The sequence below is a fragment of the Roseibacillus persicicus genome (assembly GCF_014651675.1).
GTDB classification, from domain to species: Bacteria; Verrucomicrobiota; Verrucomicrobiia; order Verrucomicrobiales; family Akkermansiaceae; genus Roseibacillus; species Roseibacillus persicicus.
Genome location: NZ_BMXI01000011.1, coordinates 24,611 through 50,979 on the forward strand (window position 1 = coordinate 24,611; position 26,369 = coordinate 50,979).

Below are 26,369 nucleotides of genomic sequence, written 5' to 3' on the forward strand. Positions count from 1 at the left end.
TCGGGCATCCTTGCCCCCTCGAATGGCCGATATCGCAGTATGCTCCGAGTGCAGTGGCGAAATGGACGTGACCGCCGCCGGTCCGTTCAATCGTGTTGCATGCCCGAATTGTGGGGCCGAGGTGCGGGTGAAGATTGCTTTCGGAAGTTACCGTCTCCAACAGAGATTGGCCTACGGGGGAATGAGCGTTTTGTTCGTTGCGCAGGACCAAACGCTCGGGCGGGAGGTTGCTCTCAAGGTTCTCAATGAAGAATACTCCAGTGACGAATACCGTACGGCTCAATTCGAGCGGGAGGCCGAGCTGACCGCCTTGGTTAGCCATCCCAATGTGGTGCGGGTCTACTCGGTTGGTCGGGCCTTTGAACGGTTCTATATCGCGATGGAGCTCATTGCGGGCGAGAGCTTGGAGAAGCGTTTGGAGACTGGTCTTGGTTTGCCCGAGCGAGAAGTCCTCAAGATTGCGCTTCAGGTCACGGCTGGTCTGAAGGCGGCAAAGGCCTCCGGCTTGATCCACCGCGATATCAAGCCCGGCAACATATTGGTCGACAGCGAGGGAACGGCAAAGATTGTGGATTTCGGGCTTTCTCTGGTCACGCAATCGGGGCTCGCGCGGGCTCAGGAGATTTTTGCCACTCCCTTTTATGCTCCGCCCGAGGCTTTGGAGGCGGGGGTGGAGGACTTCCGAAGCGATATTTATGCCTTGGGGGCTACCCTCTACCATGCTCTGGCTGGAAAGCCGCCGATTGAGTCGACGTCGACGAATACCAAAACCCTTTTGGAAGCCAAGAGGCAGACTCTTCCCTTACGAAAGGTGGCTCCGAGCGTCAGCCAGTCGACGTCAGACCTGGTTTCGCAGATGATGGCGTTTCGCAGGGAGGAGCGCACCGCGAGTTATGACGATGTCACCGCTGCGCTTCAGCGGGCCTTGAAGGGGGAGGCCCAACCACAGGTCACGCCCTTGGGAGTGAAGCGGAAGCGCGGGGGCAACGGGGGCATGGTGTGGATTGTAGTCTTCGTTTTGTTAGGGTTAATCGGGCTCGGAGCTCTGGCGCTCAAAGGACGATCCTCGGAAGCTCCGGAGGAGGTGGTGGAAGCCAGTGAGGTGGTTCCAGAGGACAACGGCCAGACTGATGCGATGCGAATCGCGAAGACGTATCAGCGGGCGAGGAACGCGCTGCAGGCAGGGAAATTTAATGAGGCAGAACTGAATTATCTCAAGTTGTTCCGTCAGAAAAAAGTGCCCGAGCCGACTTCATCTTGGGCTGGGTATGAGGCGGGTCTCTCGGCTCTGTTAGATGGGCGGGCGGGAGACTCGCGGCAGGTCTTCGACGACTTGAGGAAGCGATTGGGCTCGGCAGGCTTGGAAGCCGGAACTCAAGTGGCGTTGGAAGGATTGTTGGGCGAATGGGATGACTTGGAGCCCTTCACCTTGGACGAAGAGTGTTCGGGCCAACCGGAGATTGCAATGGTGCAGCTCGGAAAGGCTCTTAAGAATTGGGAGAATGGAGACTGGGGCGCGGTGCAATTTTTCGAGGCTTTTGCCGGGCAGGAATTTTCGGAGCAGAATGATTGGGTGGGGAGTTATCAGGATTGGGCCCGTAAGCTGGGCGCAGATGCTCTCCTGCTAAAAGAGAATGAACCAGACTGGAATCGGGTTTGGTCGCAGAGTGAAGTGGATGCGGAGTTGATTCGACTCGAGGAGCTTTCTGCCAAGCTGCAAACTTCGGGACGGGCCCGCTTTACCTTGGAAAGTTGGCAGCTCTGGTTCAAGGGGGAGCAGGCTCAGCGGAATGCACGTCCCTGGGATGGGAAGGAATAGGAATGACGAAAGTAGAGATTTATACAGATGGTTCGTGTCGGGGAAATCCCGGTCGAGGTGGATATGGAACCATTTTGAAGAGTGGAACTTTTACCAAAGAGTTGAGTCAGGGATATCGTCTCACCACTAACAATAGGATGGAGTTAAGGGCGGCGATGGCTGGTCTGGCTGCTTTGACCAAGCCCTGTTCTGTTGAGATCTATTCCGATTCCAAGTATCTGGTCGACGCCAACAACAAGAAGTGGATCGAGGGCTGGAAGAAGAAGGGCTGGAAGCGCGGCAAAGGCGAGAAACTGGCGAACGCCGACCTTTGGCAGGAGTTGGACCGCCTCCGGGCCAAGCATGAGGTCACTTGGCATTGGGTGAAAGGCCATGCTGGCCATGCCGAGAATGAGCGCTGCGACGATCTGGCCACCGAGGCCGCCGACGGAGAGGGACTGATTGAGGATTTCGGTTTCGAGGCCTCAGCTTAGAGATCTTCACTTGAGCTGCTGGAGAAAACTTTCGGCATTCTGACGGTGCTCGGCTTTCTTGTCGGGGCTCATTCGTTCGCAAGTTCTCGCCATCATGGAGAGGCGGTGGTTTTTGGCAAAAATGTCGAGGTGGTCATCAATGAAGGTCCAGTAAAGCCCATCCCAGATGGGAGCCCAATCTTTGCTCTTCTTGTAGTCGGACATTTTGCAAATGTAGTTGGAACCGGAGAGATAGGGTTTGGTGGTGAATAGGCCACCGTCGGCGAATTGGGACATCCCGTAGACATTGGGGACCATCACCCAATCGTAAGCGTCGATAAAGAGCTCCATGAACCAGCGGTAGACGTCATCGGGGTCGATGCGGCAGAGCAACATGAAGTTTCCCAGCACCATCAGTCTCTCAATGTGGTGGCAGTATCCGGTCTCCCGCGCATGGCGAATGGCATCGTCGACGGGGGGAATTCCTGTAGTGCCGTCATAGAAGGCCTGGGGCATGGAGCGATTGAAATTCCAGAAATTCCGATTGCGCATTTCGACGCCTTTTTGGTCATACATCGCCTTCATGAACTCGCGCCAGCCGATGACCTGACGGATAAAGCCTTCGAGGGAGTTGAGAGGAATTTCTTTCTCTTTCCCAACCTTCAAAGCGCGCTCGACCACTTGCTCCGGCGACAGCAAGCCGATGTTCAACATGGGGGTGAGAACGGAGTGAAAGAGTGTGCGTTGCTGGGTGGAGATGGCGTCTTCATAGGGGCCAAACTCTTGAAAACGTTCCGTGAGAAATTGTTCCAGCCAAGCTTCGGCGTCGCGGTGGGTTACGGGGTAGGGAAGAGATTCGCGAGGAACCTCACTCTTCCCAAAGCGATTGTCGGCCCACTTTGCCGCTTCTTTGACAAAGGCGTTGGGTTTACAGGCAGGAGCGTCGGGAACCGGGTGATCCTTCGGCAGCTTTTTGCGGTTGTCCTCATCGAATGAGTATTGGCCGCCTGCGGGTTCGCTTCCTTCCATGAGGATGTCCATTCGTTGACGCTGGTGCTGATAGAATCGAGCCATGAAGGGCTTTTTCCCTTCGGGAAACTCTCGTTCGAGAAATTCGGAAGGAGACAGGAAGTTGGGCGAGGGACTGGTGACGAGCTCAATGTCGTTTCGCTTCGCGAATCGTATGAGTCTTCGCTCAATGAGATAGTCCGAAACTTCAGCGAGGTGAATCCGGGTCAGTTGTGCGAGAGGAAGTTTCTCCAATTGGTATTCAGTCGTCGCCGGGGAAGTCGGGAGAGACACCAGTTGCACCTCGAAGCCTTCCTTTTCCAAGCGTTCCTGAAAGGCCAAGAGCGATGCCCGGTGAAGGACGGCCTTGAAAGGATGGAGCTCCGGAAGAGGCTGATGGCGGTCGATGCCATATAGCAGGGGGTCTTCCAGCAGATAGACCGGTCGTTTCTTCTCCAGTGAGGGATGTTCGGCGAAGAGTTGGTGGGGGAAGATGAGGGTCAAGTCGGCTGGCACTTCGCAATATGGCCGCAAAGTCTGTTTGCGCAAGTTGATGTGGGTCAGCTCCTAAACCTGCCCGCCGGCGAGTTTTGATAACCAATTTTGCAGTTGCGGTTGGGACTCTGCGCACCCGGATGGAGCCTGATTTTTTTTAAAGATATAAGCCTTCTTCAACCGTCAGTAGCTCCCAATCGCCGAATGCCTTCGAGTTGAGAAAATACTCCAGCCATGGGTTTGATAGCTTTGGGATCGTTGGGTAGTTTGTCATCCTTAAACTGTTTGAGTTGTAGCGGGTTGTTCTTATTGAACCATTTTGGGATCTTCTCTCGGGTCCCTTCCTTCTCGAAAAATCCGGTCAGTTGCACTTCTTGTTTTTTTCCTACCTCAACGACGAGGTAGGGTGGGGGAAGTCGATTCTGAGAACTTCCTTTTCTCAGCAGGGGGTCCGGAGCAGTTCAATTGCTTCTTCAACCGATTCGGGAGTCACTTCCTTGCTGGTGTGTGCCTTTCCGGCTTCGGAGAGGAGGACGAAGGTGCGTTGTCCGCCCGAGAACTTTTTGTCGCGGTTCATCTTTTCCACAAGAGAACTCGTCGTGAGCCCGGTTGGCAAAGTGAGAGGGAGCTGGAATTGCTTGAGGAGTGCGAGGATGCGGTCGCGGTCGCTTGCGCCGAGGGACGAGTGTTTCTCGGAGAGATACAGGGCGGAGCGGATCCCCAGCGAAATGGCTTCGCCGTGTAAAAGCTGTCCGTAGGGAACGGAGGCCTCAATGGCGTGACCAATGGTGTGGCCAAAGTTGAGGAGCGCGCGGGTTCCGGAGGTCTCCTTTTCGTCGTCTTCCACGATGCGTGCTTTGATTGCAAGGTTGCGGAGAAGAAGCTCGGGTGGAGGAGGGACGTCGTCGGGATTGAGCGCTTCCAGTTCGGCCAACATGGCGGCATCGCGAATGGCGGCATGTTTGATCACCTCGGCAAAGCCTTCGCGGTATTCGCGAGGTGGGAGGGAGGTGAGAGTTGCGGGGTCAATGAGAACGAGGGAAGGCTGGTGGAAGGAGCCAAGGAGGTTTTTTCCTTCAGGAGTATTCACCCCTGTTTTGCCGCCGACGGATGAGTCGACCTGGGAGACGATGGTGGTTGGGACTTGGACGACTGGAACGCCCCGGTAGTAGATTGCCGCGACGAAACCCGCTAGGTCACCGGTGACGCCACCACCGAGTGCGACGACGAATGATGAACGGTCGTGTCCGGCTTGCACAAGGCTGCGGCAGAGCTCGTCTGCCCGGGTCATTGACTTGGAGGCCTCGCCTGCGGGGAAGAGGTGAGTAGTGACCGCGTAGCCCGCTTCTGTTAGAGAGCTGAGGGCGGTGTCGAGATAGAGGGGGCCAACATTATCGTCGGAGATAATGGCGGCCTTCCCGCTGAGTCCGGCAATTTTAACATGTTGCCCCAGTCTTTGGAGGGAGCCTGTTTCGACGAGAATGTCGTAGCGGGCGGAAGCGAGAGAAACTGTTTCGGTGGGCACGAGGTGAGCAAAACGGAAATCGAAGCGATGAAAAACGAAAAAGAACCGGCAGAGCCAATTTCCTTCACATTTTCCGTTCGATCATCGCGTGCGCCTTCAGCGACTTGATCCACGCGTCATACTTCTCGGTCCGCTTCTCGATATCGACTTCCTTCTTCATCCGCTCGCGGACGTCCTTGTTCGACAAGGGAGGAGTGGGGCCATAGTTGATCTTGAGAATTTTCACGATCGTGAAGCCTGCCGGGTCCTTGAGGGGGCCGACTAAATCTCCCGCCTTGGACTCTTCAAAGAGGGCATCTCCAAATGAGAGAGAAAGGTCGGTTCGGGGGGTGTTTTCCCAGAGGCCGCCTTTGTCTGCAAATGCCCCGTCGGAATGCTTTTTAGCCATCTCCGTGAAGTCGGCGCCGCCTTTGAGCTCGAGGAAAATCTTTTCCGCCAAAGCAAGTTGCCGCTCGGGAGTGACGTTGGGGTCGAGCCGGTCACGGGAGACTAAAAAGATTTTTTGGAAATCGATGGTGTCCTTGGTGCGGTCCCGCATGGCGATTTTTCGCTCGTTATACTTTGCCTTGATTTCGCTCTCGGTGGGGGGCGCGATGTCGCTGAACTGCTGGGAGCGATAGGCTTGCACGAGAATCTGCTCCCGCTGTTGTTCGCGGAAACCCCGTCGGGTCAATCCATTCTCGCGCAGGAAAGCGTTGAACTCCTTTTCCTTGCCATCGTAGTCCTCACGGACGATGCGGGCAATTTCTTGTTCGACGACGTGGTCGGGGATGCTGGCCCGGCCTTCGACTTCCGAGAGGAGCAGTTCATTGTTGATGAGTTGCTCCAGAATGTTGTCGCGGAATTCCTTGAGGCGTCGCTGATAGACCTCACCCTGGCGGGGATACATGGTCTGGAGGACCTCCCGTCGGGGAGCCAGAAGAGATTCAACCTCTTTCTTGGTAATGGCGTGTCCGTTGACCTTGGCTGCAATCGAGGTGATCTCGAACTCCTTGGCCGCGAGAGTCGAGAAGAGGGAGAGGAATAAGAGGATACGCATCATGGGAGAGTAGGTTTTTGGACTGAAAGCGTTGACAGGTTGTTCGAAGTTTTTTCTTAGGCGGCGTAAACCTCATCACGCGAAATGCCACGCAGCTCGAAGGCTCTCAGGATGGTGGCTTCGATGAGGTTGGATGGGCAAGACGCTCCGGCGGTCACTCCGATGACGGTGGGTTCTTTCGAGAGCAGCTTGTTGGGGTAGGCTGACTGAATCTCGGTCTTTTGCTCCAAATCGTAATGGGCGATGGTCTCGAGAGAGGAAAGGCAGTCGGCATCCTGGATGAAGAAAGTCGGCAGCTCTTCCTGTCCGATTTCCACCAGGTGACTGGTGTTGGACGAGTTGTATCCGCCCACGACCAAAAGAACATCCATGGGGGCGGTCAGCATCTCAAAGAGGGCGTCCTGTCGCTCCTGGGTGGCACCGCAAATGGTGTCGAAAACGAGAAAGTTGGAGTCGTCGCCATCACGTTTCATGATGGCATCACGGACGCGCTTCTGGATTTCCTCGGTCTCGGATTTCAGCATCGTGGTCTGATTGGCCACTCCAACTTGTGTGAGGTGAATATCAGGATCGAAGCCCGGTGAGGTTGCGCCTGCAAAGCGAGCGAAGAACTCGTCCCGGTCGCCTCCGTCGGAGAGGTATTTGCACACGTAGTCGGTTTCCGCCAGAGTGAGAATGATGAGGTAGTGGCCATTGCCTGCTTCGCCCAAGGCCCGGGAAGCCGTGGCACGGGTTTCTTCATGGCCCTTTTTCCCGTGGATAATGGAAGTCACGCCGGACTTGGCGTAGGTGCGGACCCGCCGCCAAACCTTCATCACGTCACCACAGGTGGTGTCGATGATGTAGCACCCTTTCTCTGCCAACTTGTCCATGAACTCGCTGGGAGCTCCGAAGGCGGGCACGATGACCACGTCTTCTTCGGTCAGAGCCTCATACTGCTCGTTCATCTCTTTCCAGGGAAGAGTCTTGATATCCATCTGGGCGAGCTGGCGATTGACCTCGGGATTGTGAATGATCTCACCGATGAGGTAGATGTTTTGCTCGGGAAAGACGCGGCGGGAAGCATAGGCCAAGTCGATGGCGCGCTCGACCCCATAGCAAAAACCAAATTGTTGGGCGAGGCGGATGGTGGTGTCCTTGATAGTGAGGGTGCCGCCCAGCTTTTTGAGCTTCTCGACCACCGCCGAGCGGTAGTGCTTTTCAACTTCTGCTTGCACCAGTTCCATCACTTCGGGACGACGGACATTGACGCGTTTGGCCTTTTTGGTGGCAGGGGTAGAGCTCATAATCGGGAAAGGGAAGTCGGTCTGGAGGGGCTGCTTGTCAAGAAAGGTTAAGCCGCCGGGTGGTGGATGTTCTCCTGTGGAAGAAAGGGCAGGACAAAAGCCTCTTCGAAATCAAAGATGTCGCCAAAGTCCTCGAGAGTATCGGAATCCTGTTTTCCGAAGACTTGTTCGCCAATCAGAGCGAAGACCATTTCTCCCACATGGGTGCATCGCCGCACCCCCCACTCGCGGAGGAGGGTTGCTGCCATCGGGCCGAATTGCTCCAGGGCGAAATCGCGGAAGCCTGCCAGCAATTCAGGACCCGAGACATGCCTGTTCTCGCCCTCGTTCTCTTCCTTGGAGCGCTTGACGGTGAAGTCGAGGGCTTCCTTGAGAAAGAAATAGGCATCGGGATCGAAACGGGAATCCCGTTGGACAATGGCTGAAATGGCCTCTTGGAAGGCGCTGGCGTGCATGACGAAAGTGAAAAATGTCAGTTGCTGACAGGAAGGATGCCGGCGGGAAGAGCCGCTTCTTCCTCGTTCTGGGGAACTGGTTCGGGCTGTTCGGCCGTATTGTGATTCAGGGCTGAGCCGGGCTTGATTTTAAAACTATGGGGGGCCTTCCAGTCGGGGTGGTCCAGTCGGAGGCGTTCCTCGAAAGCTTCGGCTGCTTGACTATCGCCAGCCTTGTTGAGGCACCAGGCGGCCTTGTAGAGGGCCAAAGGTTGAATCACCGCATCGTTGAGGAAGAACTCGGCTGCCCGCACGTAGGAGGAGGCTGCCGCGCTGTAATCGGCACGCGCCAGCGAAATGTCGCCAATCGCAAGATGGAGACCGGCCTTCACAGTTCCCTGGGGCTCGAGATCGAGACCCCGGTGAGCGGCAATTTCCGCCTCATCCCAGCGACCCAGCGCGATGAGGCCATTGGCTTTGTCCAAAAAGGCGTCGCAGCGCCAGAAGGCATCGTTCTCGGTTGCGAGGACGGTCTCGATGGCTTCGAGGGCCCGCAATTCTTGTCCGGGAACCTCAAGTCGTGATTTGGCCAAAGCTTTCCAGATGCCCAATTCCGTGCTTCCGGGCTCGTCCTTGGCGGTGACTAGCGAGAGGTAATAGTCGGCGGCAGGGAAGTTGGACTTTTCATACATCTGCAGGCCAAGCCACACCAGAAGACGGCGGGGGAGTTGCTTCTCGGGGTTGATTGCATAGAGCCGGGCCACGGCCTTGCGAAGCTCTTCCGCGTCTTTCAGGCGATAGTGACAGAGCGCGATGGTGGTGCCGGCCGGGTCTTCGTAAAACTCGGGCACCAAGTTGCGGGCCTTGTTCAAATAGACCAATGATGTCTCGAAGTCGCCCTCGTCAAAGTATCCCAAGCCGATGTTGTAATTGGCGCGAGCCACCGTGTCTTGGCTCAGGCTGTCGTAATCCTTCAGGAGAGTCTGGTAGGCCTCCAACATCTTGTCATTCCGGCGTTCGAGACGGTAGAGGCGGCCGGAAAGCTGGAGGGCGAACGCTGCCAGTGCGGGAGCTTCCTCCTTGCGTTCCAAAATGCGCTCGCAGTCTGTCAAAGCGGAAATGCGGTCGCCGACTTCGAGGTAGGATTGGGCACGCTTGGCGATGGCCGCGTAGTAGTCCTCCGAATCCGGATAGCGTGAGATGAACTCGGAGAGAATTCCGATGGCGCTGTTGTAGTCGCCATTCTCGACCAGAGCCCAGCCACTCTTGAACAGGCAGGGACCTTGGAGATTCTTGGGAAGTCGGGAAAAGTTCACCCTCTCCCAAGCGGCGGTTGCATTGGCGTAATCCTCGAAGCTGAAATAGGTCTCCGCCCGCATCACCCGAGCCTGCTGAATCCAGGGGCTCTTGGGGTATTTGTCTTTATAAAGTTCGACAAAGGAGGCGGTGAGTTCCGGGAGGTTCGTGCCACGCATCTCGTAGAATGAGAGGAGCTTCCGGTAGCTGGCTTCGTAGGCCATCTTGGTATTGGGAACAGCGCGGTCCACTCCCAAGAACATCTCCACCGCGGCATTGTGCTGACCGAGCTTGGCGGAAGAGCGCCCTGCGTAGAGAAGGGTCTCCGCCGTAGTCTCGGGACGGGCGGCACGGAACGGTCCGAGTCGGAACAACTCCTGCACGCGATTGTAGTTCTCGGCGGCGAATTCGTGCTGCATCAGCATCAGCTGGGCCTCGGCTTTGGACTCATCGGGCAATCCGATGGTCTTCAAGGCGGTGTTGAGCATCTCAAGCCCCTGGTCGGTATTTCCCAGGCGCATCGCGGTCATTCCGCCGTGGACGATGGCTTGAGCTTTGATACCGAGAAGGGCGGGTTCGACGGTTTGAATCTCGGCAAGAGTGAGGTAGAGCTCGAAGGCCTCCTGCAAGCGGTTGGAGGTGGCTGCGATGTGGGCGAGGGCAAGGCGAGCCTGGTCGCGGTAGTCGTTGGGCTCATCAGGGTCGTTGACTAGCTTGGAAAGAACCTTTTCCGCTTCCGGAATCCGCTGGGTTTGCAGGAGACAGCGGGCTTCGTAGTTCAAGGCCTTGTGCCGCAGATCCGCTTTATCGGTTTGGCTGGCGGCAACCGAGAAGTGAGGCAGGGCGGTCTTGTAGTATTCGTCGTTGTAAGCCAATGCTCCCAATCGAAAAGCGGCGGCGGCAGCTGTTTGCCCCCTCTTCTTGGTCATCATCAGGGTACTTACGAATTTGGTCTCCGCCCGTTCGCGTCGGCCAATCAAGAGTTCGGCAACTCCGGCGCGATAGACGGCTTTCGGGGCATCGGGGTCCTTGGGGTAGGTGTTTGCGAAGCGCTCGAACATGGGAATGCAGGCGGCAAAAGCCCTCGCGGCTTCGGAGAAGTTGCTCTCCAATTGTTGGGCCTTTCCGTATTCATACACACGATCGGCCTCGGCAAACCAGGTCTCGGCCCGATTGGCTTCGACGATGGCTGCATCTTCTTCCTGAGCTGTTACACAAACAGTTAGCAAGAAAAGCAGGGCTGTAAAGAGTCGCAAAAACATCATCGGTTCTCATGGATAAGCGACTCAACATCGCCTTCCAGTTCAAAAAGCTAGCGCGAGACCGGAGGGGAAGCAATCATTCGTCGTGGCTTGATCGGAGGTGATGATTGAGAGCCAGCAGGGGTTCTTGCGAGGGGAAGCTGTGATAATGCGCCAACGAGCTTCGCAGATAGTCCCGACCACTTGCGACTGCTTTTTCCAGTCCCCGTCCCAAGCCCAATTCGGCGGATATTGCGGACGAAAGGACGCAGCCGGTTCCATGGAGCGAGGCTGGGCTGGACAGGCGGGAGGCGCGGAAAGTGGCCTCGCCTTCTTCCCAAACCAGAAAGTCCGAGATTTCGTCACCTTCGCCATGATGACCACCGGTGAGGAGAACCGCGCAGCGCAACTGTCTGGATAGACGGCGGGCGAGCTCCTTGGGGGCGGTGTTCGTGGGCTCTTGGGAAAGGGAGAGGGCCTCGGGCAAGTTGGGAGTAATGAGAGAGGCGAGGGGAGCGAGATGCTCAGCCAAGGCCTCGGAGGTGCCAGCCATTTGCATGGCTGACCCGGTGGAAGAGATTCCCACGGGATCGAGCACGATTGGGAGATCGAGGTTTTTCAGCAATTTGGCCAAGACTAGGACTTGGTCCGGATGCGCCAGGAGACCGATCTTGATTGTTGCGATGGGGTAGGTATGGAGAAGGAGGTGAACCTGGTTTTCCAAGTCGGTGGCGCTCACGGGGCGCGTGGCGGTGACTTCCAAAGGGGTCTCCACCACCAGGGAAGTCATGGCCGTGAGGGGGTGAAAGCCGTAATTGTGAAAAGTCAGTAGATCAGCCTGCAGACCGGCGCCCGCCGAGGTGTCGAAACCGGCGATAGTGAGCGCTACTGGGGGGCTGGACATGAAAGAAGAAAGCCGGGGCAGTCGGGCCCGGGCATTCGGTTTTTCTGTTAATTGGGCTCCGCGACTATCGTGGTGGAGGTCTCCGCCTGTTCCCCCTCGGGCAGGGCAATCACCGGAGCGCCCTCCGCTTCCGCCTCTTCAGGGGCGGCCTCGCGCTGGGCTTTCGCCAAAAGCTTTTCGAACTCTGGATTCGGTTGGCCACCGAATTTGCGGAACTGGCGATAGTAGTTCAGGGCCGCGTCCTCTTCGCCCATATTGCGGTGAAGGGCGGACAGGTTGAAGAGGGGCTCCAGCTTGGTTTTGTCCAAACGATGGGCCATCTCGAAGTGTTCGCGAGCCTCGCCGAGGCGTCCCATCTGGCCGTGGATCCCACCAAGACGATTGTGTGCCTCGGCGTTGGAGGGGTTGAGTTGGATCGCAATCTCATATTCCTTTTGCGCTTCCGCAAAGCGGCCCAGGGAATGATAGGCGACGCCCTTCATGAAGTGGGCGTAGGGGAGGGGCGCGATTTGCATTGTGATCGCGTTGTTGAAGGAATCGATGGCTTGCTCGGGAAGAGCCATCTTCAAGCTAATGACCCCCTGGTCCAGCATGGTGGGAACGTGACCGGGGTGCTCGTCGAGCAGCTGTTCGCAGAGATCGAGGGCAACCTCGGTTTTTCCCCGGGCGTAAGCCTTCTCAATCGCAGTTCCCAGCGCGGAGATGTAGCGCCGGAGCTGGGCGTTGCTGAGCTGAACCTGCTCGGGATCATTGCGACCAGTCGGGAGGGTGAACTGGCCGTCGGAGCGACTTGCCTCCACCAAAACCTGTTCGTCGGCCGTCAAAGTCAGTTCTTCGCCGACGAGTTGCTCGACTGCTTGCGCAAAGTCGGGGTCGTCTTGCTTCTCCTTTGCGATTTTCATCAACATCTCAGCTTCCTCGCGGCGACGCTTTTGCGTGACCAAAAGTTTCTCTACCACCGAACGAAGCTCGCGGTTCTCCTCGAGAAGGTCGGAGTCCATGTCGGCGAGAGACTCGCGGGCCTTGAGTTCTTCGTAAGCCTCTTTCAATTTGCGCTCCAAGCCCAAGCGGCGCTGCAGCTCGGAGTCGCTTTCTTGGCGCTGCTCGATAATCTGCGACTTGGCCATTGCCAAATCGCGTTCGGCATTGAGGAGCTCCTCGGTCTTGGCGTCGCTGTTCTCGGCCAGATTCTTCATCGCTTCTTCCGCTTCGCGCAGATTGCGGGCGAGGGTCATGTTTTGCTCGATGAGGCGTTGAATCCGGTCGCCTTGATTCAGTTGAAGAAGTTCGGCGAGGTGGTCTCTTTCCTTCAGAAGGTGATTTCGCTCACTGGTGAGCGTCTCGACTTCGCCACGGGCATCGGTCAGCAAGCGTTCCAAGCGCTCGGATTGTTTGCGCTCGGCGAGTAGCATCTGCTTGGTTTCGGTGAGCTCCTGACTCAGCTTCTTTTGTTGCGCGCGGAGACCGTTGATGACCTCGTTGGCGACGCCGCGTTCTTTCTCCAAAAGGGCGTTGAGCTGATTGGCGACCTTGCGCGATTCCTTTTCCTTGTCACCCAGTTCAGCCATTCGCTTGCGTGCTTCGCTGAGTTCGGTGCGGGTGTCGGCGAGCTGTCGGGCGAGAATGCTCTTCTCGTCTTCCACCAGATCGATGCGGTTCTTCAGCTCTTTGATCTCAAGATTCAAGGTCGACTCAGCCAAGCGATCCCGCTCTGCAGTGAGCTCGCTGATGCGCCGCTGCAGACGGGCGACATCGGCATTGCGGACATCGTCCATTTGATTGAGGCGGGCTTTGGTTTCCTTCAGCTCGCGTTGAATCCGGGTCGCTTGGACGATCTCGGCCGGGGTTAGTCCCGGGGTCGTCGGGGTAGCGGACTTTTGCTTGTCCCCTCGATAAAGCTGCAGTCCCGTGCGGTTGGCTTCGGGGAGGAGGGGGGCAATTTTTTCCAAAACAGAGACCGCTTCCTTCTGCTTGCGCTCGATCAGGTGGGGTTTCCATTGGGGGTGATAGAGCGAGACGGTATCAATGAGACGTTTGCAGCGGGTGGCTGCTTCAAAGGCCTTGGGGTAGTCCTCTTCTTTTTGATATTCATCGGCATCGCGAAGGGCCATCCACCCTTGGAAGTAGATGTCGGAGGGGTCGAGCTTCGACGGGTCGGTATTGTCCTGAGACCAAGCTGATAGCGTGGAGATAAGGCTCAGAACCAAGACCCGGAAGAAGGTGTGTGCGTCCTTCATGGGCTGTGCAGTGTAGGGAAAAGTTCCACGAGGCAAAGCTCGAATTTTTGGCTGACTAGACTTCGATGACATCGTCTTCCTCGGGCTCTGGCGCGGGGAGCATGCGGGCGCGTTTGTTGGTGCGGGGGAAGTGGAGGGTCACGCGCGTGCCATCGCCTTCTTCCGACTGAATTTCGATCTCACCCCCGTGTTCGCGCAGAATTCTTCGCACGATGAGGAGGCCGAGACCTGTCCCGCCTGCCTTGGTCGTGGAGTAGGGCTCGAAGAGAGTGCCGAGCACTTCAGGCGAAATGCCCGCACCGCTATCCGCGATCCGGACTAAGATCTCATGTTCACTCATCGTGCTGCCGATAGTGACTTCGCCCCCGGAAGCGGGAACCGCCTGATAGGCATTTTTGATGAGGTTGAAGAGCGCCTGTCGAATCTGGTCGGGATCGAGAGGCAGCTCCGGCAGGTTCTCGTGCAGGTGCAGGTTTACGCTGACATCGCGAGAGAGCAGCTCGGGCTCCAGGGTCTTTAAGGTGTCGCGAATCAGCTCATTGAGTTGGCAAGGTTGCATCACCGCTCGAGCGGGGCGAATGGCGTGGAGGAACTCTTGCAACAAGGTGTCGAGGCGTCCGATCTCCATGCGAGCGGTCGAGAGGTGTTCCATCAGTGGCTCGCTGTCGCCGGGCGGGAGCTTTTTGATTTTTCGTTCCAATAGCTGCAAGTGAATCCCCAGCGAATTGAGCGGATTGCCAATCTCGTGCGCCACACCGGCGGCGAGGAGAGTGAGGGCGTTGAGCTTTTCGGACTCCAGGTTCTCTTCATTGGTGCGGCGGGTTTCGGTGAGGTCGCGCACCAGCATCACGGTTCCCAAGTGGCGTGGGGTGCCCTCTAGATCTTCCACGATGGGGGAGAGGTAGAAGTTGAGGAAGCGGTGCTCGGGGTAAAAGACTTCGAGGTCGCGGGAGACCACGGAGGGGTTCTTTCCTCCTGAGAGAGTGTTCCAGTCCAGTCCGCGGACGAGTTTCGAAAGCGGTTCTCCGAGTGCCCTTTCCGCATCCAGGCCAAAGAGTCTGGCTGCGGCTGAATTCAGAAAAGTGACTTGCCCTTCAGGTGTTAGAATCAGAACGCCTTCGCGAAGAGCTTCGAAAACGGATTCCAAGAAGCCTTTGTCGCGTAGCAAGCGGTCTACCAACGACTGAACCTGCTTGGGAGAAAGGCGATCGAGTCGGGAGAGGAGCTTGTCGATGAACGAGGACTTCATGGGCGGGCGCAGCTTTCCTCAAAGCGGCGGTGATTCCAAGTCTGCAGGTCGTGCCTTTCTGCTTGGCGTGGGGACTTCGCTCAACTGTGATGTCGGCAATGACTGATGCCCTTGTCGTTCTTACCGCCTTCGCTGACGAAGCCAGCGCCCGTGACGTGACTCGTCAATTGGTGGAGCGAGGTCTGGTGGCGTGCGTCAATCTGCTGCCCGGCGCGACGTCCATCTATCGGTGGAAGGGTGAGGTCTGTGAAGAGAGTGAAGTGCTGGCCTTTCTAAAAACCACCACCGAAAACTATCCCGCTTTGGAAAAGGCCTTGCAAGAGCTCCACCCCTACGAGGAACCCGAAATCATCGCCTTGGATATCGCGGCTGGCAGCGAGGGTTATCTCGCGTTTTTGCGAGGGACGGCTGCCGAGTAGAAGGGACTATTTGTCCTTGTTCGCATCGTGGAAGATGGAGATGTCCGCCTGCTTGGTGCCGAGGAGTTGCTGCGCGCGGAGGAGGGCATTGCGGGTCGAGATGTTGGGGTTGGAGGGGCCAAACATGAAAAGGTTGGAGGTCCCTTCTTCTTTGCTGGTCCCTTCCTGCAAAATATCGAGAACACCCGATTTCTTAAGCACCCGATAGACCGGGCGGGGAGTTCCCGAGACCAGAACGTGGCGGTCGTTTTCCCGCATGAATTTGATGAGGTCGGCGAGGGCCAGCACGGAGGTGGCGTCGAGGTGCCGCGCGTTCTTGAGACGCAAGATGATGACCTTGAGATTGGGGTCGGCTGCGATCCGCTGAATCTGTGAGCGAAAGAGTTCGGCGGCGCCAAAGAAGAGATCTCCCTCGACGTGCACGATGGAGATTTCGGGATTGGGGCGGGGTCTTTTTTCACCCAGTTCGCGCAAGTCGCCATCGTCGTGCACCGCATACTCCACCATCTGGGGGACCGCGGCCTTGCGCAGGAAGAGCGCTACCGAAAGGGCCACTCCAATGAAGATGGCGACGTGGAGCGGAGTCAGCAGCGTGGCCAAAAAGGTGGTCACTAGAACCAAGGCATCAGAGCGGGTGGAGCGCAGGCAGACCCGAATGTTTTTTGGGGAGACCAGAGAGATGGCGATGGCGATGACGAGGCCGGCCAGCACCGCTTTGGGAATCTGGGACACGACCGGAATGGTCGCGAAGAGGAAGGTGGCGCCCAGACAAATCGCCCCGCAGAAGATGGAAGCGAAGGGAGTGCGGGCGCCGGAAGAGTAGTTGAGCGTCGAGCGAATCAAGGAACCCGAAGCGGGCATCGCGGCGAGACACGAGGCAGCGAGATTCGCCATTCCAACCGAGAACATGTCCTGGTTGACATCGGGGCGATCACCGGACTTCGAGGCCAGCGACTTGGACATCGCGGTGTTTTCCAACGAAGCGAGGAAAGCGAGGGCGAAGGCGATAGGGAGAAGCACCGACGTCTGGTTCACCAAGTCCTGGAAGCCGTTGATTTGCGGGAAGGATGGCGAGAGGTCTTTGAGGGAAAAATCTTGGAAAAAGACGAGCTGTTCGCGTGGGAAAAGCAGAGCCGCCAGTGAGGTGATGATTAATGTGAGCGCAAAGTTTGGCAGCTTTTTCAAATAGCGCTGGAGCACCAGAAAAAGGGTGAGTGCGAGAAGCCCGAGCACGGCTGGTTGCCAGGAAGCGTGTTGAAGATTTTCGCCAATTTTCGCGACGAGAGCAGGGAAGGTGCGGCCATCGGTTTTCTCAAAGTATCCCGAGATGCCGAGGAGGGGCTTGAGCTGGTTGAAGATGATGAGGGTGGCGGCTCCGGTGATGTAGCCGACGAGGACCGAGCGGGAGATGAACTGCAGAAGGTCGGCCATCTTCAGTAGCGATCCTGCCACCGAAAGCAGTCCCACCAGAATCACGAGAAAAGGTACGCTCTCTATCCCCAGGGTGCCCGCTGCAAGGCTGGAAAAGAGCATGAAGGATGTCGCATTGGTGGGTCCGAGAATGGTGAAGCGGGACGATGCAAAAATTGGAGCGACCAAAGAGGCAACTGCCGAGCACAGGATACCATTGACGATGGGCAGTCCGGCGATAGTGGCATAGGCCATGCCCTGCGGAATGGCGAGGAGTGAGACGTTGAGCGAAGCCTTGGCATCGTGGGCAAGGTTGTTCGGAGTGAAGTGCGCACGATGGTGCCGAATGGCAAACAGATCCGGCAAGCTTTCCAACTTGCTGTTGCGCGCCTTGCGCCGGAGATGTTTCCAAAAGAACCGCATCGGAGGGCAAGGCTAACAGATGGGAGAAGCTTTGGAAAAGAAAGCTCTGCCACCGGCCCTTTATTTCTGCAGGGTCGACTTGAAGGGATAGCGGCAAGCGGCGTTCCATTCCATCACGTGGATGTTGCCGTCCTTGTCGATCATCAGATCGTGGGCATGCAGAAAGATGGACTGGGATTGCGAGAGGGGAGTGAGCTTCTCAAGGGCGAGAGGGTCCAATGGTCACTCTCATTCCCTCCGAACGCGTTCCCCCGCCTACTCCTTCTTCGCCTCCGGTTTGTAGACTCGTATCCAGTCCACCCAGAAGATACTCTTCTCCACATTCGCCAATTCCTCGTCCGTCGGAGTGATTCCCTGGTCATAGCGCCACTGCTGATCTTCTTGGTTGATGATGATTTTCATCGCTTTGGTCAGACCCTTTCCATTCGTATATCCTCTGGGATCGATGATGTCTTTGCCCGACACGGTCCGCGCCAACTTCCCGTCCACATAGTACTCCAGATGCCAGGGATCTCTCCAGTAGACTCCGACCCGGTGGAAATCATCGGCCCATATCGTGCCCTCTCTCGCAAACCAACTTCCCTCATCCGTTGGCTGATAATCCTGAAATGGCTTTCGGATAAAAACATGATGACTCAAGTGCAGGCGTTCCGCGGTCCACTTCTGATCCGGCCGATCGCTGCCATAGGCCTCGATGATATCAATCTCCTCCGTCGAATCGTCACTCAACATCCACACGCACGACGCCAGAACCTGCTTGCTCAACTTCGCCCGCGCTTCCACATAAACCGGATAAGTAAAGGATTCCTTAGATGTCACAATCCCCGTGTAAACGACCTTTTCACCTTTCTTCCGACTCGATGCAATTCCGAGGTGCCCGTTGGTCGCATAGCTATGTCCCGCATTCCATTCCGTCATGCTCGGCCCCGTCCAGCGATTGATAAAGGACCGATCCCAGCGCTTGTCGAAGTCCTCAAGTTCCCCGACCGGACCGATTGCGTAGTCAAAGCTGTCCGAGGTCGCCTGCAAGACCCAGCTCTTTCCGTCGCCCGCATTGGCAGGAACCTCCAAACCCTTCCAATCCTGTGCCACACAGACTGCAGGAACCCAGAACAACGTCCGTAACAAATGTTTCACAAGGTCTAAGACGCAGATTTTCAACGATTTCTTACAGAGCTGAAGATCGTAGCTGCGACCGGTCGCGCCTTCGAGTTTGTGGAGTTTTGCCGAATTGGCTCCGAGAGAAAAACATTGGGAAAAAATCCGGGGAGGCAGCCGCGTTCCGTTCCTAGTTGGAAGGCGTGATTCGGAAATCGAGGGAGTAGGTGCCGGGGCCGAGTAGGTATTTGTCGAGGATGTTGGAGAGGGTGCCGCCGAGGCCGGTTTGAGTGGCGTGGAGGTTGAGGGTGTAGAAGCCTTGGGGCTCGAGTTCGTAGGGGTGGGTGGCTTGTTCGATGTTTTCGGCGGAATAGGGCCAGATGGAGAATCCGAACTCGGGGTCGCCGGTGACTTGGAGGCCGGAGTTTTCTGTGTTAGTGAGTTTGAGCCAACGAGTGTCGGTGCGGTTCCCGTTTTCCTGGGGGAAGGCGTAGTTGTGGAAGAGATCGTCGGTGGGAGATTCGTAGAGGCCGAGAATGGCGGAGCGTTTGCGGTCGGGGTAGTTTTCGTGAGGGCCGTTGCCGTAGTAGGTTGTGGAGACGTAGTCGGAGGGGATGCCAGTGGTCATGCCGACGCGGATGAGGTCGGGATTGCCTTCGTTGGAGACGAGTTCCATGGCGACGCCGATAGTCGCGTCGGCGTGGACGGTGTAAGCGAGAGTGAGTTGGACCTTGGGAGTCTCGCGGATGATGGTGACGACCTGACCGTTGTTCTGGGCTTCGGCTGTGGCGGAGGTGGTTTTAAGGTTCTTGAGCTGGCTTGTCCAAAAAGTAGTGGCTTTGGTGACCCGCTGGGAGTTGGCAGCACGGGCATCGTTGTCGGTTTTGGGTCTGGTCAAGTTAGGCTGGAGGGGGGTGAGGAGTTGTTCGGTGCCGTTCAGTATGTAGGAGGTGAGGTGGCCGGTGGTTTTGTTGATGGTGGCGGAAAATTTGGAGCCGGTGATGGTAAAGGTGTCGCCGGTTTCTGTTCGAACAGGAAGTTGACCGTTAGATATGGGAGGAGCGGGCCACCGTCCCGAAAAGTGTAGTTGCTCGTGGGCGACTTGATGGTTCGCTTTGCACCAAGGACGGTCGGATTTTTCATGAAGCGAAAGGTTCAAGTAATATTCTTTTTCAGGCTTCAAATCGGGGGTCATGGCGTTGACTGAGATTGTCGTGCTCTCTCCTGGTCCAAGGTCAACTGGTCCTTCGAACAACGGAGGTTTTGTGTCGTCGATCAAGCCATCGACGGAAAGCTCACAGCGGAGCGTGAATTGGTCGAGATTTGTAAAATTGAGTCGATTGGTGATTCTGATTTCACTACTTGTCTTGCCCTTTTCGAACGTGACGGGTTGAAAGACGTATTTGCATTCGTGGGCATGGGGGTTGGGAGTGCGGCGGGAGGCGAAGACGCCGTTGAGGCAGAAGTTGCCGCTGTTGGGCTCGTCGCCGAAGTCGCCGCCGTAGGCAAAGTATTTCTGGCCCGTGGGTTCATGGGTTTGTTCGAGGCCTTGATCAATCATGTCCCAGATGAAGCCGCCGATGAGGTTGGGGCGGGCGTTGATTTCGTCCCACCAATCGCCGAGCCCGCCGATGGAATTGCCCATGGCGTGGAGGTATTCGCACATGATGATGGGGCGCTCGATCTTGGGGTTCTCGGACATGTTCACGAGCTGCACGAGATTGGGATACATGCGCGAGATGACATCGACGTAATCGGCGTCGTCGGGATTGGCCATAGTAGGCCATTGTTGTGAGGTGTAACCGACGCCGGGTTCTTCGCGGTATTCGGAGTCAAAGATATCGCCCTGGGCTCCTTCGTAGTGAACGAATCTACTAGGATCGTAGTAGCGAATCCAGTTGGCGGCGGCGGCAAAGGCGGGTCCAGTGCCGGATTCGTTGCCGAGGGACCACGAGATGATGGAGGGCTGGTTTTTGTCGCGTTCCACCATGCGGATGACGCGGGACATGAGGGAGGCTGTCCAGGAAGGAGTGGTGGGGATGAGGGACCCGATGTGGTGCGTTTCGATGTTGGCCTCGTCCATGACGTAGAGACCGTATTCGTTGCAAAGCTCGAGGAAGTATGGGTCGTTGGGGTAGTGGGCGGTGCGGACGGAGTTGAAGTTGAATCTTTTGAGAAGCTTCACGTCGGCGACCATGTCCTCACGGGTCAGGGCCTTGCCGCGGACGGGATGGTGGTCGTGGCGATTGACGCCCATGAGCTTGATGGGCATACCGTTGATGAGGAGTTCGTTCTTCTCGCTGAATTCGACTTTGCGGAAGCCAATTGCTTAGGAACGGGCTTCGACGAGGCGGCCGGTCTCGTCTTTGACGGAAAGGATGAGGGTGTAAAGGTGAGGGGTCTCGTGGTTCCATTTTTTGGGGGCCTTCACCTCGCCTTTAAGCAGGGCGAAGGGGTTGAGGTCACGGGCGGGCCAGCGCTCTTTGTAGATGTCAGCGGCAGGGGTGGCGAGGGGATGTTCGAAGACGGGGGTGTTTTCGGGGTCGTAGAGCTGGGCGGTGACTTGCCAGCCTTCGAGTTTGGAGGCGGTGTCTTTGACCCAGAGCTTGGGGCGGATTTCGAGGGTGGCGTCTTCGAGCTGGTCATCGAATTTGGTGCGGACGAAGAAGTCGTTGAGTGAGACCTTCGGCTGGGCGAGGAGAAGGACTTCGCGGTGAATGCCCGAGAGGCGCCACATGTCCTGGTCTTCGAGGTAAGAGCCATCAGACCACCGGAAGACCTGGACGGCGAGGCGGTTCTTGCCACTGGAAACGTAGTCGGTGATGTCAAATTCAGCAGGAAGCCGCGAGCCTTGGGAGTAGCCGACTTGTTCGCCATTGACCCAGAGGTAGAAGGCCGAGGACACGCCACCGAAGTGGAGGATGATGGAGTCGTTGGCCCAGTCGGCGGGGACTTCGAAGTCGCGGAAGTAGGAGCCAACGGGGTTGTCGCGCGGAATGGAGGGAGGGACCGGGGGCTGGGGGCCTTTCCAATCGTATTTCTCTTCGAAGGACTCCTTGGGAGTGAAGGGATAGACGATGTTGGTGTAGATCGGTTGGCCGTGGCCCTGAAGTTCCCAATTGGAAGGGACGGGGGTATCGACGAAGCCTTCGCCTGGGAAGTCCTTCGCAAAGAAATCCGTGGGGCGCTCAGTGTCCTTGGGGCTGTAGTGAAATTTCCAAGTCCCGTTCAGGTTAAGAAGGCGGGAGGCGTCACGGTCGGCGGTGAGAGCTTCGGATTCGGTCTGATAGGAGTAGGAAGTGGCGCGGGCGGGGAGCTTGTTTTCTTCGAAAAGGACTTCGTTTTGCCAATCGGGGTTGGCGAAGAGGGGAAAGGTGAGGAAAAGAGAGAGGAGGGGGATGCTTTTCATATTAGGCGCTCACCCTCTTCTTATTAGAAAGAATTGGGAAGGTCGAGAGTGGATGTGGGATATGGCTGCTTTGCAAAACAAGGGGCCTATCTGGACCCCCGTTCATTGACTGCCTGGTTAGTGGCGGCAGTGCGCAATAAAAACAATAAAAATGCCTGACCCTTTCCAAAGAAAATTGACTCGACGAGCGAGATTTGGCAGGTTTTCGGAATGAGACGACCCCGCGTCAAAGTTCCGTCCGGGCATGCCCAAGCTTATTATCATCAATAAAAATGCCTGACCCTTTCCAAAGAAAATTGACTCGACGAGCGAGATTTGGCAGGTTTCCGGAATGAGACGACCCCGCGTCAAAGTTCCCCCCGGTCATGCCCAAGCCTATTACCATTGCGTTTCCCGGGTAGTGGGGCGGGAGTTTTTGCTGGGGGAGACGGAGAAAGAGCAGTTCGTTCGTTACATGCGTCTCTACGAAAAGCTCTACGGCTTGCGGGTGATTTCTTATGCGGTGATGTCCAATCACTTTCACGTTCTCGTGGAGGTTCCGCAGCGTCCGGATGACTCGAAATTGCCCGATGATGCGGGTTTAGTTGCCCATGTTCGCAGTTGTCTGGGGGATGAGGCTGCGACGGAATTGGAGTGGGAACTGTCCCACTATCGAGGCCAGGGAAATGACAAATCAGCTGAGGAATTGCGCGAAAGGTGGTTCAGCCGAATGTGGGATATCAGCCGCTACATGAAGGTTCTCAAACAGCGTTTCACCCAATGGTTCAACGGTCGCCACAATCGTCGTGGCACCCTTTGGGAAGACCGCTTTCGTTCGGTTTTGGTGGAAGGAAAAGGCGCCGCCATCAAGACGATGGCCGCCTACATCGACCTCAATCCGGTGCGGGCGGAGATTTGCCAGGATCCCAAGGACTACCGCTGGTGCAGCTATGGCGAAGCCTTGGCGGGAGGCAAGTTGGCGCAAAATGCCTTGCAGTGGCTGCAAAGTTTTCGCGTCGATAGCTTGGGCGGAGTAGAGCTTGCACCAGACTCAGATACGGCCGGGGTTTCTAACAAAGAAGCACTCGAGAGATGGCGATGTTACCTCTTTGGTGTGCCATTTACTGAAAATTCTCGCGAAGAAGAGCTTCAAAAAGAGAAGCAAGGCGGAAAAGCGCATGTCTTCCGGGTCCGGATCTCGCGCGAGAAGGCTCTAGAGGTCATGAAGGAAGGAGGTCGACTCAAGCGCAGTGACTACCTCCGCTGCCGAGTGCGCTATTTCAGCGATGGAGCGGCCCTTGGCTCAAAGTCTTTTGTTGAAGAAGTCTTCCAATCGGCAAGGGAGCATTTCTCGCCCAAACGTGAAGACGGTTCCCGTCCGTTAAGGGGTCTTGAGGTTGTCCCCAAGCCCCAACGAATCTATAACCTGCGGCAACTGCAAAAAGACGTTGTCACCTGAGTCAGCTTCGCCGCCTCTAGGTTGGCTTGCTAGCAAATAGAAAGCTCTGCCACCGGCCCTTATTTCTGCAGGGTCAGCTTGAAGGGATAGCGACATGCGGCGTTCCATTCCATCACGTAGATGTTGCCTTCCTTGTCGACCATCAGATCATGGACATGGAGAAAGACCGACTGGGCCTGGGATAGGGGGGAGAGTTTGTTGTCGGTGTAGAGTGGCTCGCTGCCTCCCGGGACGGAGACGACCTTGTGCGTTTTGCGATCCAAGACGGCGACGAATCCGCTTTTGTTGAGTCTTTTGCCGGTCTTGGGATCTTTGGACCAACAGACTCCGGTGTAGATGTGATCACCGTGGAAAACCGCTTGTCCGGCGTAGGCTCCGGGGAGTTCGATGGTGTCGAGATAGTCACCCTCCAAAGTGAAACGCTTCAATTGGTTTTGCTCGCGCGAGCTCACCCACAGCACGGGATTGGCAGGGTCGGAATCGTCGATGGAGATGCCGTGTCCGTTGGAAATGTCAGCGTGCTCGCCTGACTTCCGCCCACCCCAATGACGCACCAGTTCGCCATCGAGGGTGAAGTGCAGGACCCGGTTGCTGCTGTAGCCATCGATGACGATGATCTCGTTGTCGGCCGTGACCGCGACATCGCAAGGTCCGTAATAGGTGCCTTCTTTTTCCAGACCCAAATCCACCGTAGAGGGGAGGGTGCGGACGAGCTCACCATTCTTGGTCAGCAGGTTCACCGAGCCCGTTTTCTTGGTAGCCTTGCCTTCCGCGCTGAATTCCCAGCCGCAATCGACATGGATGATCAACTCGCGGTCGCCGTCCTTCACCAGGTCGATGCCGTGACCGCCCTTGAGGCCTTCACCAAAGCTGCGGACGTAGGTGCCATCAGGTTGAAAGACCAGGACCGCATTCTTGGGATGATCGGTCACGAGGTAGAAAAAGCCGTCGTCACTGGCGACCATGGCGTGGGCATTCACTACGGGCGCTTGCTCGCGATCCACTTTCGCCCAATCGCGGTCAACTTGATAGCGGAGGCCATTGTGACCGAGCACGCTCTCTTCTTCTGTTAGAGGACGAACCTCTTCGGTGGGCTGAAATTGTGCAAAAAGCGGGAGGGTCGCGAGGGTGAGGGCGAGAATAGGGGGCTTCATGGATTATCGTTAGATTGTAACTGCCCAAGAGTTCGAATTCTGACTGAAATGTCAACTTTTCCGGGCTGGACAACAACTGGAGCAAAAAGCCATCGCGTTTTCGGGGTGTTTGCGATTCACTTTGCGCAAGCGATTATGTCCAAGTACGAAACCAAGCCCGGGGACCACGTCGGAATGCCGCCGGGTATTCCCTACATCATCAGCAACGAGGCTGCCGAACGTTTCTCGTTTTACGGCATGCGGACCATTCTGGTGATCTTCATGACCAAGTATCTCTTTCTCATGGACGGGAATGGGGGAACCCCGATGAGCCAAACCGAGGCCACTGCGCATTATCATGACTTTGTGGCCTGGGTTTACTTCACCCCCTTGTTAGGTGCTCTCTTGAGCGATGTCTTCTTGGGAAAATACCGCACCATCATTCTGCTCTCCATCGTCTACTGCCTCGGTCATGCGGCCTTGGCCTGCATGGGGATGGTGGGCAGTTCTACCACTTGGCTCTTCGCGGGTTTGCTTCTGATTACGATTGGCTCGGGCGGGATTAAGCCCTGTGTCTCCGCTCACGTGGGCGACCAGTTCGGCAAAACGAATTCCCATCTCCTGACCAAGATTTACAACTGGTTCTACTTCTCAATCAATCTGGGCTCCTTCGTTTCGACCCTGATGACGCCGTGGCTGTTAGAGTGGTATGGTCCCCACTGGGCCTTCGGCGTCCCGGGGGTCCTGATGGCGCTGGCGACTCTGCTTTTCTGGCTGGGCCGCCACAAGTTCATCCACGTTCCTCCTGGGGGGAAAGAGTTCTTCCGCGAGCTGACCTCGAAGGAAGGTCTCACCGCTTTGGGAAAGTTGATTCCGCTCTATATCTTCATCGCCGCTTTCTGGGCGCTCTTTGATCAGACGGGTTCGTCCTGGGTCTTTCAGGCCGCGCAGATGGACCGCGATTTCTTGGGAGTGACTTGGCTGGAGTCCCAGATTCAGGCGCTCAATCCGATTTTGATTCTGACCTTCATCCCGCTCTTTACCTTCCTGGTCTATCCGGCGGTGAACAAGGTCTTCAAGCTCACTCCTTTGCGGAAAATCGGCATCGGCCTGTTCGTGATGGCTGCCTCATTTGGCTTGGTGGCGTTGATTCAGACGTGGATTGACGCCGGCGAGCGTCCGTCCATTGCCTGGCAGTTGTTGGCCTTCGTTATCATCACCGCGTCTGAGGTGATGGTCTCCATCGTGGCTTTGGAATTCTCATACACCCAGGCTCCCAAGACCATGAAGTCCATGGTGATGGCGGTCTTCTTGCTTTCCGTCTTTGTCGGAAACAAGGCGACCTCATGGATCAACAGCTTCATCCTCATCGACGAGGTCGAGCTGGTCGATAAGAAGCCTCACCCGGGCTTCGATGGCAAAGTCGGAACCGCCGATGATCTCGTGATGGGCGAGGAATCGATCGGTTCGCCCGTGACCGAGGAGCTGGGGGAAGGATTGGCTCAGATCGAGGCCGCCTTTGCGGAGAACGAAAGACTGCCCAGCGCCGAGGAAGGGAAGGCTCTTCTGGCGGAGATCAAGGATCCGTGGGGTGCTCCCTTGCGCTACACCTTGCTCAGTTCGTCCAAAGCTCGAATCTCTTCCGACGGCCCTGATAAGGAATCCAAGACCCAGTGGGATTTGGGAACCATCGTGGGGGTGAAAGAAATCAACCGTGATGCTGAGGGCAGCTGGCTGGCGAAGCGGAAAATCGAACTCGGCATCATCGAAGAGGAGCCCGACCCCAACGCCAGCCCCTTGAGTCGCAGCGACTACGCCGGTGGGCAGACCAAGTTGGAAGGCGCTTCTTACTTCATGTTCTTCACCTGGCTGATGTTCGGCACCGCCGTCGCCTATGTGCCTTTCGCCTTTTTCTATCGGGAAAAGACTTACTTGAACGACTAGGGTCCGCGAGATTTAGGAGTGTCGTGGGTGGAGGAGCCAATTCGTTTGGAAAAAGCGAATTTCCCCATGATTCGACATCCTGAGGAGCTGGCTTGACGAAATTGAGGTAA

Annotated in this window: 20 protein-coding genes; 5 read left to right on the forward strand and 15 right to left on the reverse strand. The window is 56.6% G+C overall.

What is annotated here, in order from left to right:
• Positions 1-22: 22 nt before the first annotated feature.
• Both IE099_RS13105 and rnhA read left to right on the forward strand, forming a co-directional pair.
• Complete coding sequence (locus IE099_RS13105) at positions 23-1,819, forward strand: serine/threonine-protein kinase (RefSeq protein WP_189570565.1); 1,797 nt, start codon at positions 23-25, stop codon at positions 1,817-1,819.
• A 2-nt stretch (positions 1,820-1,821) separates the two neighbouring features.
• Complete coding sequence (rnhA, locus tag IE099_RS13110; RefSeq protein WP_189570567.1) at positions 1,822-2,292, forward strand: ribonuclease HI; 471 nt, start codon at positions 1,822-1,824, stop codon at positions 2,290-2,292.
• Positions 2,293-2,298: 6 nt separating this feature from the next.
• Here the strand turns inward: rnhA and IE099_RS13115 are convergent, their stop codons facing one another.
• From IE099_RS13115 to IE099_RS13155, 9 genes are all read right to left on the reverse strand, one after another.
• Complete coding sequence (locus IE099_RS13115; protein ID WP_229809516.1) at positions 2,299-3,828, reverse strand: cryptochrome/photolyase family protein; 1,530 nt, start codon at positions 3,826-3,828, stop codon at positions 2,299-2,301.
• A gap of 385 nt (positions 3,829-4,213) precedes the next feature.
• On the reverse strand, positions 4,214-5,299 hold the full coding sequence (gene aroB, locus IE099_RS13120; RefSeq protein ID WP_189570569.1) for a 3-dehydroquinate synthase: 1,086 nt from the start codon (positions 5,297-5,299) through the stop codon (positions 4,214-4,216).
• Positions 5,300-5,363: 64 nt separating this feature from the next.
• Entirely contained in the window at positions 5,364-6,338 is a 975-nt protein-coding gene (locus IE099_RS13125; protein WP_194598390.1) for a SurA N-terminal domain-containing protein, read from the reverse strand.
• Positions 6,339-6,394: 56 nt separating this feature from the next.
• Positions 6,395-7,624 (reverse strand): 4-hydroxy-3-methylbut-2-enyl diphosphate reductase, encoded by a 1,230-nt coding sequence (locus IE099_RS13130; RefSeq protein ID WP_189570573.1) that lies wholly within the window; start codon positions 7,622-7,624, stop codon positions 6,395-6,397.
• A 47-nt stretch (positions 7,625-7,671) separates the two neighbouring features.
• Entirely contained in the window at positions 7,672-8,079 is a 408-nt protein-coding gene (locus IE099_RS13135; protein ID WP_189570575.1) for a Minf_1886 family protein, read from the reverse strand.
• Between the two features lie 17 nt (positions 8,080-8,096).
• A complete protein-coding gene (locus IE099_RS13140) occupies positions 8,097-10,619 on the reverse strand; it encodes a tetratricopeptide repeat protein (protein ID WP_189570577.1) in 2,523 nt (840 codons plus the stop codon).
• Between the two features lie 73 nt (positions 10,620-10,692).
• Positions 10,693-11,499 (reverse strand): bifunctional hydroxymethylpyrimidine kinase/phosphomethylpyrimidine kinase, encoded by an 807-nt coding sequence (gene thiD / locus IE099_RS13145; RefSeq protein ID WP_189570580.1) that lies wholly within the window; start codon positions 11,497-11,499, stop codon positions 10,693-10,695.
• Positions 11,500-11,546: 47 nt separating this feature from the next.
• The gene (locus IE099_RS13150; protein WP_189570581.1) at positions 11,547-13,736 is read right to left on the reverse strand and encodes a tetratricopeptide repeat protein; all 2,190 of its coding nucleotides are present in this window, start codon (positions 13,734-13,736) and stop codon (positions 11,547-11,549) included.
• A 55-nt stretch (positions 13,737-13,791) separates the two neighbouring features.
• On the reverse strand, positions 13,792-14,985 hold the full coding sequence (locus IE099_RS13155) for a two-component system sensor histidine kinase NtrB (protein ID WP_189570583.1): 1,194 nt from the start codon (positions 14,983-14,985) through the stop codon (positions 13,792-13,794).
• 98 nt (positions 14,986-15,083) lie between these two features.
• On the opposite strand from IE099_RS13155, the gene cutA reads away from it, so the two are divergent.
• Complete coding sequence (gene cutA / locus IE099_RS13160; RefSeq protein ID WP_229809517.1) at positions 15,084-15,404, forward strand: divalent-cation tolerance protein CutA; 321 nt, start codon at positions 15,084-15,086, stop codon at positions 15,402-15,404.
• Positions 15,405-15,410: 6 nt separating this feature from the next.
• Here the strand turns inward: cutA and IE099_RS13165 are convergent, their stop codons facing one another.
• The 5 genes from IE099_RS13165 to IE099_RS13185 form a co-directional block, all read right to left on the reverse strand.
• Positions 15,411-17,237, reverse strand: a complete 1,827-nt coding sequence (locus tag IE099_RS13165) for a SulP family inorganic anion transporter (protein WP_189570587.1) — start codon at positions 17,235-17,237, stop codon at positions 15,411-15,413.
• Between the two features lie 60 nt (positions 17,238-17,297).
• Positions 17,298-17,456 (reverse strand): hypothetical protein, encoded by a 159-nt coding sequence (locus IE099_RS13170; RefSeq protein WP_189570589.1) that lies wholly within the window; start codon positions 17,454-17,456, stop codon positions 17,298-17,300.
• A 36-nt stretch (positions 17,457-17,492) separates the two neighbouring features.
• The gene (locus IE099_RS13175) at positions 17,493-18,374 is read right to left on the reverse strand and encodes a family 16 glycosylhydrolase (RefSeq protein ID WP_189570591.1); all 882 of its coding nucleotides are present in this window, start codon (positions 18,372-18,374) and stop codon (positions 17,493-17,495) included.
• Positions 18,375-18,525: 151 nt separating this feature from the next.
• Positions 18,526-20,661 carry a glycoside hydrolase family 2 TIM barrel-domain containing protein gene (locus tag IE099_RS13180; RefSeq protein WP_268244922.1) on the reverse strand — a complete coding sequence of 712 codons (2,136 nt, stop codon included), beginning with the start codon at positions 20,659-20,661 and terminating at the stop codon, positions 18,526-18,528.
• A gap of 3 nt (positions 20,662-20,664) precedes the next feature.
• A complete protein-coding gene (locus IE099_RS13185; protein WP_189570595.1) occupies positions 20,665-21,744 on the reverse strand; it encodes a sugar-binding domain-containing protein in 1,080 nt (359 codons plus the stop codon).
• A gap of 331 nt (positions 21,745-22,075) precedes the next feature.
• Between IE099_RS13185 and IE099_RS13190 the strand changes: the two genes are divergently transcribed.
• Positions 22,076-23,182 carry a transposase gene (locus IE099_RS13190; RefSeq protein ID WP_189570597.1) on the forward strand — a complete coding sequence of 369 codons (1,107 nt, stop codon included), beginning with the start codon at positions 22,076-22,078 and terminating at the stop codon, positions 23,180-23,182.
• Positions 23,183-23,241: 59 nt separating this feature from the next.
• Here IE099_RS13190 and IE099_RS13195 read toward each other — a convergent pair whose 3' ends face one another.
• Complete coding sequence (locus IE099_RS13195) at positions 23,242-24,336, reverse strand: NHL repeat-containing protein (RefSeq protein WP_189570599.1); 1,095 nt, start codon at positions 24,334-24,336, stop codon at positions 23,242-23,244.
• A 135-nt stretch (positions 24,337-24,471) separates the two neighbouring features.
• Here IE099_RS13195 and IE099_RS13200 point away from each other — a divergent pair, with 135 nt between their 5' ends.
• Positions 24,472-26,259, forward strand: coding sequence for a POT family MFS transporter (locus tag IE099_RS13200; protein ID WP_189570601.1), 1,788 nt, complete (start codon positions 24,472-24,474; stop codon positions 26,257-26,259).
• Positions 26,260-26,369: the final 110 nt, after the last annotated feature.